Source organism: Fibrobacterota bacterium (assembly GCA_019509785.1).
In the GTDB taxonomy this organism is placed as follows: domain Bacteria; phylum Fibrobacterota; class Fibrobacteria; order UBA11236; family UBA11236; genus Chersky-265.
On record JAEKLQ010000037.1, the window covers coordinates 54,933 to 68,699 of the forward strand.

A 13,767-nucleotide genomic window follows, 5' to 3' on the forward strand; every position below is an offset into this window, starting at 1 on the left:
AAAGGACATTGCGGTCATCCATGATCCATTCCTTGGCATTACGCCTGTGCGCGCTTTCCGTACTCCCGATATTGGCGGGATGCCTGTGGCCCCAACCCGCCGCCGCTCCCAAGCCCTTATCGCAAAGACTGACCTGGTGCGGCCGGCAAGCCGGGCTAATCCTGGACTCGGTCCCGTCCGATACCGGCAATCCCTCGGCCTGCATCCGCATTCAACGTTTGGAATTCCCGGGAGCGACTACGCCATTCCGGATGGAATTGCGCCAGTACCGGGATCCGGTCCGGGCCTTCGTCGCATGGGAGGGCTTAGCCTTACAAACCCGGCCGCAAGAGGGATGCGTTCGGATCGGATCCCGGTGGGCCTTCATCCATGCCGCCTACGTGGGATTGACGGATTCCTCGGCGGGCGAATTATATCCAGAGGAATTCCGGGAACGGCTGGCCGCCGCCGATGAACCTGCCATCCTGTTTCCGGAGCAATTCAAAGCCTTCCCCCTGCTGGGCCGAATTCCGGGCAGCGAGCGGATTTCCATGAAGGATTTCCTAGGCGGGCCCTGGAGCGGTCCGGTCTTCTCGGTCGGATATCCCTGCCATGGGGACACGGCCATTGCCTTCCGCGCCTCGGCTCGCGATGCGGCCTCCTTGGCTGGCTGGATGAATCCTTGGAAATTCTCCGCGCCCGGCCGGGCGGCCGATTTCACCCTGGAAAAGCGCTACCAGGGGGAAGATGAATTCGGGCGGCCCATGATTCTCAGGGCATTTTCGGACGGAATATTGGGAATTTCGGGTTGCTATGATTCCGATTTAGGCCAGGAATATGCTGAAAAAATGCGAAAAATGCAGGTTTTTTGGCATGACCCTTGAATTTCGTCAAAAAATCGGAATTCGAATTGACATTTGCCCCTTTTTGTTGCAATTTACAGGATCGAAGGGCAATTTACGCCACTTTCAGCATCGGAGGTCGTCCCATGAGCACCATCCAAGCCTTGGAAAACGAAATCGGATTACTCAAGGAAGAATACGAGAAATTCGAGCGCGGCAATAAATCCGCGGGAACGAGAGCGCGGAAAATCCTGCAGAACATCAAGCGTCTGTCCCAGGAAATCCGCGTGACCATTCAGACCGTCAAGAAGACCGAAGATAAGCCGAGCTAAGGCTTCTTCCTCTTCCTAGTCCCCTTTCGAGTCAGGACGACTTCTTTAAATCCGGTGGCCCCCAAGGGTTTCCGGGTTTTTTTTGTTCAAAATTCTTCGCGACCCGGGGATTGGGCCGTGATCGCATGTCTCGCCTTATTTCGCGGGAAAGAACCGAAAATCGGATTAATCGGCTTTAGCGGTTGGATCGAGAGCATCCCGCAAGCTGTCCCCCAGGAAATTCATGCAGAGAAGGCAGATCGTCAAGGTCAGGCCGGGAAATAGCAGGACCCACCAAGCCGTGTCCATATAATCCTTCCCATCCGCGATGAGCACCCCCCAGGTGCAGGACGAGACGCTCAGGCCCAGAAAGCTTAAGAACGCCTCTTGCAGGATAACCGAGGGCACGGTCAAGGTAGCGTAAACTATCACGACTCCGAGCACGTTGGGGATGATGTGGCGCACGATGATGCGCAGATTGCCGACTCCCAGGGTGCGCGCGGCCAGTATGAACTCCTCGTTCTTCAAGGCCAGCACCTGGCCGCGCACGATGCGAGCCACCGTCAGCCATTGCACCAACCCCAGGGCCACGAAGAGCACGTAGATGTTCTTCCCGAATTGGAAAATCAGGATGATGACGAGGAACATGTAGGGCAGGGAATAGAGGATATCCACGATCCGCATCATGAACAGGTCGAGTTTTTCATTGAAAAATCCCGAGACGCAACCGTAGAAGGTGCCGAATACGATGCTGACCAGGGTTCCCAGGATGCCGATGGCCAGGGACAACTGGCCGCCTTTGAGGACCCGGGCCAGAAGATCACGACCCAGATGATCGGTTCCCATGGGATGGGCCCAAGTAGGGGCGGCGAGTTGCATCGCCAGGACCTGCTTTTCGTAATGGGGTAGAAACGATGGGCCGATGAAGACGGCCAGGGTGAGCAGAGCCAAAGCGATGGATGCGCCGACCGCGCGCTTGTCCTTCAGCAGCTTGCCAAGGGCCAAGGCCCCGGGCGAAGGCCCTTTGATCGGGCGCGGGACGGAAATCGGGGAAGCTGTCGCGGTCATGGGTTCCTCATTGCAGGCGGATGCGCGGATCGATGAGGGTGAGCACGATGTCGGCGAGCAGGTTGAGGAAGAGCAGGAACAACGAATAGATGATGATCACACCGAGCGCGAGGGGGAAATCCCGTTGGAAGACCGATTCGACGAAGTAGCGGCCCATGCCGGGAATGTTGAAGATGCGTTCCACCACCAGGGTGCCGGTAAGGATATATGCGGCGGCGGGAGCCAGATAGTTGATCACCGGCAATATGCTATTGCGTAGAAGGTGCTTCCATAACACGCGTCCTTCCGGCAGGCCTTTGGCCCTTGCCGTACGGATGTAATCCTTGTTGAGGTTCTCCATGAAGCTGCCGCGGGCGATGCGGGTGATATAAGCGATGTAGGCGAAGCTCAGCGTAATGATGGGAAGGATCTTGCTGTCCCAACCGGACCATCCCGCCACGGGGGTGACGCGCCAATGCAAGGAGAAGAGCAATTGCAGCAGGGATCCGAGCACGAAGCTGGGAATGGCGATGCCGAGCATGGCGAAGGAAAGCACCAGGCCTTCGAACCAGCGGCCCCGGAACAACGCCGAGAGTAGGCCGGCGGCCAATCCCGCGGCCACCGCGATCAGGAGCGCGCAGGCCCCCAATTCCAGCGATACCGGAAGGGCTTCGCCGAGGATTTCCAGAACGGTCGAATTGCGGTGGGAATAGGAATAGCGGAAATCCCCGTGGAAGAGGATGCCTTGTAGGTATTGCCAATAGGTGAAGTCGTACTTGCGGTGAAGCTCGGCCAGCACTTCGGGGGAGGGGTTGCGCTCGGTTTGGAAAGGCTTGCCCGGGGCGGCCTTCATGATCGCGTAAGAAAGGCTGATGATGATGATCAGGGTGAGCGCATTCAACAATACGCGCACGCCGATACGGCGCAGATAGGCCGGGCTGAAGGTCATCTCATGGCGCCAGGTAGATGTCTTTCCAGCAATACTGCCCGAGGGGGTTGAGAATGGCGTTCTGCAACTTGGGGCTACGCATTTCCTGCAGGCTGTAATAATAGATAGGGATGACCGGCATGCGATCCATCAAAATGGCTTCAGCCTCTTTCAGTTTGGCCATGCGCTTGTCCGGATCGGCCAAGGTCCAGCTTTCCTTCACCGTTTTGTCGTAGGCCGGATCGCTGAAACCCGCGCGGTTGTTCCCGTCCGAGGTCGTGTAGAGCTCGAGGAAGGAAATGGGATCGGCGAAATCCCCGATCCAGGAGGCTCGGGCGGTGGAGCGATAGTCCAGGTTCTTGGTGTTTTCCAGGTAGACCTTCCATTCGTAATTCACCAACTCGGCGTCCAGCCCCAAGTTTTCCTTCCACATCCGGCTGATCACCTGGGCGATGTCGCGATGGGCCTTCGCGGTATTATAAAGGATCTGAAGGTTGGGCGGCGGCTTTCCCGGGCCGAATCCCGCCTTGATCAGGAACTCCTTCGCCTTGGCGGGATCATAAAGGTCCAATCCTACGCCGGTGTAGCCCGGGGTAGGGGGGACGAATCCCGTGGCCGGGCGCACCACTCCCTTCAGGATGCGATCGACGACGACCTTCCGATCGATGGCATAGGAGAGGGCCTTGCGCAAATCGGCGTTGTCGTATCCGGGGTTCTTGCAGTTTATGAGGTAGTAATAGGTACCGAACATGGGCTCATTGAAGAATTCCGGCAGCTTCTTGGCGGTTTCCAACTTGCTCGGGGGCACGCTGAAGAGCCAATCGACCTCGCCGTTCTGGAACATGTTCCAGGCGGTTTGCTGATCCTCGACCGGATTGAAGGCCAGGGCCGCTTGTTTTACGTTGGCGGCATCCCAGTAATTGGGATTCTTCTCCGCGAGCACTTCCACGTTGTGTTTCCATGCGACCAGGCGGAAGGGGCCGCTTCCCACCAGATGACCGGGCAGGGTCCATTTATCCTGATACTTCGCGATGGTATCCACCGGAACCGCCGAGAATGGCTCGAAAGCGCACAGATCCAGGAAGAAGCCGACAGGGAAGAGCAATTGCACCGTGAAGGTCGTATCGTCCGGGGCGGCGATGCCGAGGGAATCGGGAGGCAGCTTCTTCTCGCGAACCGCGTCCGCATTGCGGATGATCTTCATCAGGGTGATGTATTCGCTACCCGTGGCCGGGTTCGCGAAGCGCCGCCAGGACTTGAGGAAGTCCCGCGCCGTGAGCGGCGAACCATCCGACCATTTCGCCCCGGAACGCAGGTGGAAGGTATAGCCTTTCCCATCGGGGGAGACTTCCCATGACTTCGCGGCGCCGGGCCGGACTTGATGATCCTTGAGGCCGCGCACGACCAGGCCTTCGAAGAGAGTGCCGGCTACCCGGATTTCCGGAGCCCCTGTCATCGCATGCGGATCGAGGGTCGCGGGCTCGGCGCCGTTGGCGATGGCCAGCGGGCGAGGGCCTTTCCCCGAGCCGCTATGGCAGGCGATGAGGAAGATCGCCGGAATCATGAAAAAAGCGCGTGCGGACTTGTGCATTTTGCCTATCTTTCCGGAAGTGGTTCGGCCGGCGCACCGGACTGTCTTTTGAGCGCCGGCAACCAGGGATTTCCATCGGCTTTTGTCAGGAAGAAGAATCGTCTTTTGCGTCTCGATCGTCCTGATCCTTGCGGGGATCTTCAGTGCGTTTCGCTTGCCGTTTTAGCCGGCGAACCGCCCAAATTTATTAAAATCGGATTGACTTGTCCGGGTCTTGAGGATAACTTGATGCGGGACGAAGAAGACCGCGGGCAATTTTCCTGCCGTGCGTGTGCCACTTTAGGAACCAAATAGGGACATATCCATATGCAAAGAAATTTGTACGCGGCACTGGTGTGCGGCAGTTTCCTTGGTCTTGGCTCCTTGGATGCCAAAACCATTCGGGTACCGGGGGACTTCCCGAACATCAACGGAGGCCTAACCAGCGCCGACTACGGCGACACGGTGCTCGTCTCTCCAGGCCACTACTATGAGAATGTCACCCTCGTGCAGGGCGTCGTCCTTAAAGGCACCAGCCAGCTTGAGTGCATCATCGACGGCATGCGCAAGGGTCCCACGATCTACGCGGTTACCGGCTCGGAGATCCAGAACTTCACCATTACTAATGGTATAGACGGGATCCTCTGCGAGAACTCCTCCCCGTACATCCACCACAACTGGATCCTCGACAATCAGGGCGCCGGCATCGGCGCCTTCATCTCCTTGCCGCAGATCTACAACAACGTGATCTACGGGAACCGCTGGTCGGGCATCCTTGCCTGGGGCGCCAAGTCGCTGGATACGCGCATCGAGAACAACGTGGTGATGCGCAACGGCTATTCGGGCTTCACCTTGAAGGGTCCTTGCCGCATCGTGGTGCGCAACAACATCGTCCAGGAAAACCGCGAATACGGGATCTATTCGGATCCGGCCTCGGGCCAGTCCCAGATCGTCTACAACAACATTTACAAGAACGTCATCCCGTTCAATCGCTATACCAAGATCAATAAGACCAACATCTCCCATGACCCGCTTTACCTGAATCCCAGCCTGGGCACCGACGCGAACTATTTCGTGGCGGCCAAGTCCCCCATGGTCCGTCGCGGTTATGGGCAAGTGGATATCGGCCTCTTGGCCAAAGACCAAGTGGTCAATGTGGATGGTGATCGGGATAACGACGGGATCCCGGATTCCAGGGACGTGTGCCCGGATCTGGCCGAGGACATGGACGGATTCCAGGATGAGGACGGCTGTCCGGACTACGACAACGATAACGATGGAATCCCGGACGCCAAGGACAAATGCCCCAACGAGCCCGAAGACAAGGACGGCTTCGAGGATGCGGACGGATGCCCGGATCCGGATAACGATAAGGACGGCGTGCCGGACGTGCGCGACAATTGCCCTGACGTCGCCGGAGACGCGGCCCACAACGGCTGCCCCTACAAGGCCCCGGCCAAGCTCGAAGACAACTTCATCCTGGAAGGCGTGAACTTCCGCACCGGCAGCGCCGAACTCACCGAAGACTCCTACTCCCACCTCGACGAGGTGTACGAGCAACTTGCGAAGTACCCGGATCGCCGGTATGAAATCGCGGGACACACGGACAATACGGCGAGCGACAAGATCAACATCAAGCTGTCCCTGGACCGCGCCAACACGGTGCGCGAGTACTTGGTCAACCGCGGCGTCGAATCCAGCCGCTTGGTAGCGAAGGGCTACGGCTCTTCGCGCCCCAAGGCTGACAATAAGACCGCTGCCGGCCGTAGCACCAATCGCCGCATCGAATTCTACCGGATTAAGAAATGAACAAGGGAGTGGCCGCAGTGAACTACAAAACCGCATTCCTTACGACCCTGGCCGCGACCGCGTTTTCCTTCGGCCAGATCACGTATAAGCCCCACGCCTACCAGCAGAACGATTGGTTCTCGGAGTTCGGCGATAACACCGCCATGTACGTGAACCCGGCGTCCATCGCCGAGAATGATCAGATTGAAGTGGCGGTTGGCCTCTTCCAGACCATTTCGGGGAAGGCCGGGCAGGAATTCATCAGCGCCGTCCATCCTTTCGACTACAACCATTCGGTCGGGGTCTCGGTGTTCGAGAACGGTTCTCCCATCGATGGGACCAACGCCGTGTATCTCGAGAACGCTTATAGCGTCGGGTATGCCTACAGGCTGGGTTTCTTCAGCCCCAACGGCATCTCCAATAAGGTGGCCGTAGGCGCGAACTTCACCATGATCCAGTTCAACGCCTTCAACGCGGTGAAGAGCTTCGGGTACGGCGGTGATCTCGGCCTGAGCTACAACCCGTTCAGCACTTCCCGTTACGGCCATCTCCAATTGGGCGTTTCCGTACAGAACGTGCTCCAGCCCCTGGTGAAGCTGCCGGACAATGCCGGCGATTATAAGATCCCCCGCAACCTGAATCTCTCCTACTTCTGGCGCGGGTTTAACAACCGGCTGGAATTGGCCGGCTCGGGTAGCCTTATCGACATCAGCCATGATGCGGCCGAAGGGCCGGGCGGAAACGAGTTCGTATATACGCAGCGGGCCACTTATTATCTGAGCCCTTTGTTGGGATTGAAGATGAAGCTGACCAAGCTCGGGTATCCGGTTTTCGGCGCCACGGTCAACGTGAAGCGCGTGAACTTGTTCCGCTACCTGCAATTGGATCTCGACATGTCCCACGATCGTCTGCAGACCCTCACCGGGCATGAGGACGAGGGCCGCGGCTTCGTCTGGAACTTCAAGGCCATCACCCGCGTAGGCCCGACGCGCGAAGAGCGCATCGGCGAAGCGCGTTATCGCCGCCTGAAAATCGAACCCGAAGATGCCTATCGCGAAGCCATGCGCCTGTACCTGGCCCGCAAGTTCCTGCTCGCCTCCTATGCCTTCGGCAAGGTCATCACCAAATATCCGTCCTTCCACTTGGTCGATCAGGCTGCGTTCTATAAGGGTAAATCCTTCGAGAACTTGCGCATGCATCAGGCCGCGCGGGACGTGTACAACGACGCCCTCAAGCGCTACACCGACTCGGATCAACGGCCCAAGTACATGTTCCAGTTGATGAATATCGACTATAAGGAAGGCAAGTTCGACGAGGCCACCAAGCGTTACCAGCAGATCGTCAATCTCTATCCGGAGTCGGACGTCAAGTCCGATGCCGACTACGTGATGGGCCAAATGCGCTTCATCCAGAAGGATTACTACGGGGCTATCTCCCTGTTGTCTCCCATCTTGCCCGGTAACGCCAATTACGTCTACGCCCGCTTCACCTTGGGTATGGCCTACGTCAACCTGAAGAAGTACAAGGAGGCGGAGGCCGCGTTCCAGGACATCATGGAAACCAAGCCTTCCAACTCTTCCGAACAGGAAATGAAGGAAGTCACCGCCGTGAAGCTGGGCCACATCAACTTCGGCAAGGAACCACCCGCGCTCGTGAAAGCCGCCGAGTTCTACGGTTCGGTTTCGCCCTCCAGCTCCAAGTATGACGAGGCCTTGCTCGGTTTGGCCTGGTCCTTCATCAAGGTCCAGCGCCCGAAGGAAGCCGCCGGGTACGCCAACGATATCGTATCCAAGACCCCGAAGAGCCTGCTGGTGCCGGAAGCCCACCTGCTGCTGGGTTACTGCGCCTACTTCGACAAGGATTACGATAAGTCCATCAAGGAATTCGACAACGCCATCGACTTGGCCGAAAAGAAGGCCGTGGCCGTGGCGGATATCCAGAAGAAGAAGGAAGACAACATGATGAACAGCCAGGAGTTCGCTTCCGTCCAGAAGGAAGCCCTCTTGCTGTCCAACCAGCTTCCGACCCCGCGCGTGATGGAAAAGCGTGAGCAATTGCGCCCGAAGTTCGATGACATCCATAAGAAAATCGAGGATTACCTGGAGTTCTTGCGCGAGACCGAGCAGATCGAGAAGTTCCTCGCGAATAAGGATCGCATCATCAAGGATGCGAAGTTCACCAAGGCCACGGTGATCAACATCAAGGCCGGCGCCGGCGAGAAGGCCCCGCCTTCCAAGCAGGATATCGAAAATCTGGACGTGAAATAGCGAGAGCCTTTGGGCCCCTTTCGCGGGCCCATTAGGTGAGGTTAACAATGGAGAATGTCGTGACTAAATCGAACCTGTTCTTCCGTTTGGCGCTGGCTGGCGCCTTCGGGCTCTGCTTTGCGGTACAGTCCCACGCCGCCGATTCCAGGCTCGCCGACTTGAAGAAGCGGAAAATGGAATTGGACCAGATGCAGGCCAAGTGCGACGGCATGGATGGCTCTGACAAGGAAGACTGCCTGGCCAAGCGCCAGAAGAAAGTCGACAAGTACAAGACGGATTTGGAGTCCTATAAGGACGATCTCGCCAAGGAGCAGAGCCGTAATTCCAAACCCAGCCAGGAAAACAACGCGGACTTCTCCAATCGGATCGCCGGCCGCGAGGCCAGCATCCATGAATTCCAGGACTACGTCAACAGCTGTACTGAGAAGACCGATCGCTGCGCTTCGGCTCTGTTCCAGGTCGCTAACCTGACCTACCAGAACGAAGAAGACAGCTTCCTCCTAAAGCAGGAAAAGTACGAGAAGGACGACGCCAAGTGGGAAGACCATGATAAGCGCGGCCCGGAACCTGTCCAGCCCCGCCGCGATCATAAGGGCTCCATCCGTTACTTCGAACGGTTCCTCAAGGAATACCCCAACCACAGCAAGGTTCCGGAAGCCCTTGTGCGCGCCGCCTTCATCGCCGACATGCTCGGCAACGAGGACCGCGCCTATGAGTACCTGAATTTGCTGGTGACCCGCTTTCCGGACCATCCTCTCAACATCCAGGCCCGCCTCCGTCTCGGCGAGTATTGGCTGCTGAAGCGCAAATACCAGAAGGCCATCGAGCAATACGAAAAGGTGCCGCTCGATTATCCAGGCAACGAAGCGGGCTTGGCCCTGTATCATCGCGCCGAGGCTTACTATAACCTCGCCGATTTCGAGAACGCCGCGAAGTGGTACTACGAATACGTGGTCCGCGCGGATGCCGGCAAGCTCAAGGCGGATTTGCGCGATGAGGCCCTTTCTTTCATGGCCGCCAGCTGGGCGGATATGGACAATGGTTTCGAGGTAGCAGAGAAGTTCCTTAGCTCCAAGGGCAATCCCAAGTGGGAAAAGGACATTTACTACGAGATCGGCGTCAAGAACCAGGCCCATGATCGGCTCGATGAATCGGTAAAGGCATTCAAGTTCCTGCTGGAAAAGGATCCCGCTTATCCGAAAGCGCCCACCGCGGATTTGGATATCGTCGACGTTCTCGTGATTCAGAAGAAAGCCGAAGAAGCGCAGCAAGCGCGTTTCGAACTCGTAAAGCGTTATGATGACGGATCCGAATGGATGCGCAAGAATTCGGGGAATACCGAAGCCGTCGAGCAAGCCAAGAAGGCCGTGAAGCTGGCGATGTACCACATCCCCGTCTATTACCATCAGAAGGGCGATGAGGGCAAAGGCGATCCGGACATGCTCCGTAAAGCCGAAGAGAACTACCGCAAGTACCTCGATCGCTATAGCGAAATGTCCTGGGACGTCTACCAGGTCCACCAGAATCTGGCCGTGCTCTATAACAAACTGAAGGACTACAAGGCCTCGGCGAAGGAATGGGATTGGTGCGCCACGGCCAATACCGATAAGATGGGCAAGCTGCCCTCCGAAAAGAAGGACATCGTGACGAAGGCCGATGCGGCCTACAACACCGTTCTCATGATGGATGAGAATCGCAAGCAAGCGCTGGATCGCCTGAAGGGCGACAAGGCCGCCGCCTATAACGCCCAGGAGACCAAGGATTATTTCGCCGCCGTGGAGAAATACATGGCCCAGTACGGCAAGTCGAATTCGGCTCCCGAGCTGGCTTACAATGCCGCCTTCGTGGACTACGAAGCCAAGCAGTATAAGGAAGCGATCACGAGCTTGTCCAAACTGGCCGATCAATTCCCGAACCACGAGCATACGGTCTTGATCCGCCGCGCCTTGGCCCAGTCCCTCCTGGAGGATGGCCAATACGACCAGGCGGAACGCCAGTTCACCCTCTTGAAGAATAAGGTCTGCCCGTCCGATAAGCAGTGCGCCGAAATCAAGAAGGCTTTGGCCTCGACCGAATTCAAGCAGGCCGATACCAAGGCCAAGGCCGGCGATCACAATGCCGCCGCGCAGAAGTACGTCCAGTTGGCCCGTGATTTCCGTGACGTTGATATCGCCGACAAGGCCCTCTTCGAAGCCGGTGTCAACTTCGACTCGGCCGGACGTACCGAGGATGCGGTGCGCACCCTGCTCCGTATCCATTCGGAGTACCCCAAGTCCGATTTGCGCATCAAGTCGATCTTGAAGGGCGCCTCGATGTATATGGCCAAGAAGAAGTTCCGCGATGCCGCGGAAACCTTCTTGCTCATCCAGAAGAACTACCCGGACGATTCGTTGGCGATCCAATCCATCGCATGGGCCGCCGACGGGTATGAAAAGGCCGGGGAAGCCCACAAGGCGGGGCAGACCTATGAGTCGTCCTACCGCTTGTACCCGAACCACGTGAAAACGCCGTCCTACCTGTACAACGCCGGGCAGCTCTACGAAAACAACAAGGAGTATGGCGACGCCGTCGCCGTCTACAAGCTCATCGGCGAGAAGTTCCCCAAGAGCCAGTACGCCATCGAAGCCATCTTCTCGGTTCCGCTCTTGCTCGAAAAGCGCGGCGATTACGCCAAGGCGGCCTCTGCCTACGAGGACTTCGTCCGCCAGTACGAGAACGACAAGAACAAGTTGATCCGCGCCCACTTAGGGGCCGGCAAGAACTACGAGAACTTGGGTAACGAACAGAAGGCTTTGGACCATTTCGGCAAGGCCATCGCCATCCAGAAGAAGGACGGCGAGAAGGCGATGATCCCGCCCGCCATCGCGGCGGAAGCTGCTTATCGCGCCGGCGACATCTACTTCAAGAAGATCAAGAAGGTCCGCTTGGACGGTACCAAGGGCCAGAACGCGCAGCGCGTATCGGAGATGCAGAAGCACCTGATCCCCGCCATCCAGTTCTACGCCAAGAGCGTGGAGATGGCCGAAGAAGAATGGGCATTGCGTTCCACCCTGCGCATGGGCGACCTTTTCTACACCATCGCCGAGATCTCGGATAACGAGCGCGCCGCCGGGCTATCCGGGGACGATCGCATCAAGGCCAAGATCGAGAGCAATGCCGGCATCCCCGGTTATCTGGAGAAGGCCATCGAGTTGTACAAGAAGAATCTCGAGATCGCCAACAACCAGGGCATCGAGAGTCCCTGGATCGATTCTTCGGGCGCCCGCTTCATGCAAGCATATGCCTTCAAGGGTCAAGCCCTCGAGAATCTGAGCAAGCTGTTCCTCCAGGTTCCGCTTCCCAAGAAGGCGGGCAAAGAGGAGCGCGATCAGCTGAAGCAAGCTTCGGATGAAACCAAGGAGAAGGCGGTCGCCAACTACAAGGAAGGCCTGCTGGCGGCCCAGAACTACCACGTGGAGAACGAGGCTCGCCAGAAGATTGTCTCGCGCTTGAAGGACTTGTCTCCGGATGCGGCCGAGCTGAACGCCACGCCTACGGAACGTCCGAAGGCATCGGCTCCCGCGCAAGCCCCTGTCGCCAGCGCGGCCAAGGCGGACACTTCGGCCGCCAGCGCCGCCCCCGTTGCCGCCGATTTCAAGGACACCAAGTACGACGCCAATATGAAGCGGATCGAAAAGATCTACGAGAACTCTTCGCTCTCGGAAGATCAAAAAATCGAACTCCTGCTCCAGATGGAAACCGAGGCCAAGCGCGAGATCGGCGAGATGAACCAGGAATTGGGCGGCCAGGGCGGCGAAGCTCCGGTCAGCGATAGCCGTCAGGACAGCAAGTAAACCAATCGGATGGCAAGGCCCTTTCCAGGGCCTTTTGCCTGAACCCGCCGGGCACGGGTCGCCACCAATTGAAGGCTCTCTTCGGGTGGATTCCAACCCACCCCGGGAGCGTTGCGACCGAAAGTTTTTTGAGATTTAGCCTTGAAAAAAGGCGGAAAAATGTCCAGCGAGAAGAAAAGGTCGAGTATATCTTTAACGCGGACGCAAAAGGCCAGTCGGGCTTTTTGAAACAAGAATCCTGCAGAGTCAGTCGACGCTGAACCGGCGGATACCAGAAAAGGCTTAAAAACCCTTAACCCATTTGTTATAGAGAGGACATTAAAATGGAACTGATTTTGAAGGGCTTTCAAGGCGAGGGCAAATTTTACATGTCGGTGATCATGTGCTTGGGGATCATCTCCCTGGCCATCATCGCCGAGCGGTTCTACTACATCTACGTGAAGTCCTCCGCGGGCCGCGCCAATTTCATGCGCAACATCGCCCAGCTCTTGCAGACCGGCCGCGTCGCCGAAGCCGGCCATCTGGCCGCCAGCCAGAATTTCCCCCTGGCCAAGATCATCTCCGCCGTGCTCCAGAACAAGGCCAAGGGTTCGGCCGCCATCGAGAAGGCCGTGGATGAGGTCTACTTGACCGAAGCCCCCCGCATCAATCGCTACCTGAACCTGTTGCCCGCCTTCGCGAACATCGCGATGCTTTGCGGACTGCTCGGCACCATCTTCGGCCTGATTCTGGCCTTCGACGCCGTGGCTAACTTGCCCGCCGCCCAGCGCCCCCAGGCCTTGGCCAACGGTATCTCCATCGTTATGGTGAACACCTGGACCGGCCTCGCCACCGCCATCCCGATCCTGTTGCTCCACGGCCTGCTCTCCATGCAGTCCGAACGTCTGCAGGAAGAGATGGAAGAAAAGGCCGTAAAGGTAATGAACCTCCTCTAAGAGTAAGCGTCGGAGCCCGGTTCCCGGGCTCCCTCCCTCTTAAAAAGGTACGGCAATGAAAAAAGCAAGAACCAAGAAGCACAAGAACAAGGAACTCGACCTTATCCCGGTCATGAACCTGTTCTCGATCCTGGTCGTGACCGTTATCTCCATGGCCCAATTCGAGAAGCTCGGCGTTCTCGAACTATGGTTGCCCGAACGGAGCATGAACCAGGTCGAAAACACGCCGCCCCCGGATGAGGGTCTGCTGAACTTGACCGTGGTCGT

At 57.6% G+C, this 13,767-nt stretch carries 10 protein-coding genes; 7 read left to right on the top strand and 3 right to left on the bottom strand.

Features of this window, described 5'->3' with window-relative positions:
• The first annotated feature begins 20 nt into the window (after positions 1-20).
• Together JF616_10475 and JF616_10480 are read left to right on the top strand one after the other, a co-directional pair.
• Complete coding sequence (locus JF616_10475) at positions 21-863, top strand: hypothetical protein (protein ID MBW8888168.1); 843 nt, start codon at positions 21-23, stop codon at positions 861-863.
• Positions 864-967: 104 nt separating this feature from the next.
• Positions 968-1,153 carry a hypothetical protein gene (locus tag JF616_10480; protein ID MBW8888169.1) on the top strand — a complete coding sequence of 62 codons (186 nt, stop codon included), beginning with the start codon at positions 968-970 and terminating at the stop codon, positions 1,151-1,153.
• A gap of 165 nt (positions 1,154-1,318) precedes the next feature.
• Here JF616_10480 and JF616_10485 read toward each other — a convergent pair whose 3' ends face one another.
• Genes JF616_10485 through JF616_10495 form a run of 3 tightly spaced genes read right to left on the bottom strand, consistent with a single transcriptional unit; the run spans position 1,319 to position 4,698 of the window.
• Positions 1,319-2,200: an ABC transporter permease gene (locus tag JF616_10485; protein ID MBW8888170.1), complete on the bottom strand. Its 882-nt coding sequence runs from the start codon at positions 2,198-2,200 to the stop codon at positions 1,319-1,321.
• Positions 2,201-2,207: 7 nt separating this feature from the next.
• Positions 2,208-3,128 (bottom strand): ABC transporter permease, encoded by a 921-nt coding sequence (locus JF616_10490; GenBank protein ID MBW8888171.1) that lies wholly within the window; start codon positions 3,126-3,128, stop codon positions 2,208-2,210.
• A gap of 1 nt (position 3,129) precedes the next feature.
• A complete protein-coding gene (locus JF616_10495) occupies positions 3,130-4,698 on the bottom strand; it encodes a peptide ABC transporter substrate-binding protein (protein ID MBW8888172.1) in 1,569 nt (522 codons plus the stop codon).
• A 306-nt stretch (positions 4,699-5,004) separates the two neighbouring features.
• Here JF616_10495 and JF616_10500 point away from each other — a divergent pair, with 306 nt between their 5' ends.
• The 5 genes from JF616_10500 to JF616_10520 form a co-directional block, all read left to right on the top strand.
• On the top strand, positions 5,005-6,486 hold the full coding sequence (locus tag JF616_10500; protein MBW8888173.1) for an OmpA family protein: 1,482 nt from the start codon (positions 5,005-5,007) through the stop codon (positions 6,484-6,486).
• On the top strand, positions 6,483-8,732 hold the full coding sequence (locus JF616_10505; GenBank protein ID MBW8888174.1) for a tetratricopeptide repeat protein: 2,250 nt from the start codon (positions 6,483-6,485) through the stop codon (positions 8,730-8,732). Before JF616_10500 ends, JF616_10505 begins: the two co-directional genes overlap by 4 nt.
• A 59-nt stretch (positions 8,733-8,791) precedes the next feature.
• The gene (locus tag JF616_10510; protein ID MBW8888175.1) at positions 8,792-12,565 is read left to right on the top strand and encodes a tetratricopeptide repeat protein; all 3,774 of its coding nucleotides are present in this window, start codon (positions 8,792-8,794) and stop codon (positions 12,563-12,565) included.
• 323 nt (positions 12,566-12,888) lie between these two features.
• Positions 12,889-13,500, top strand: coding sequence for a MotA/TolQ/ExbB proton channel family protein (locus JF616_10515; GenBank protein ID MBW8888176.1), 612 nt, complete (start codon positions 12,889-12,891; stop codon positions 13,498-13,500).
• A 55-nt stretch (positions 13,501-13,555) separates the two neighbouring features.
• Positions 13,556-13,767 (top strand): biopolymer transporter ExbD (locus JF616_10520; GenBank protein ID MBW8888177.1); only part of this gene is annotated, 212 nt, incomplete at its 3' end.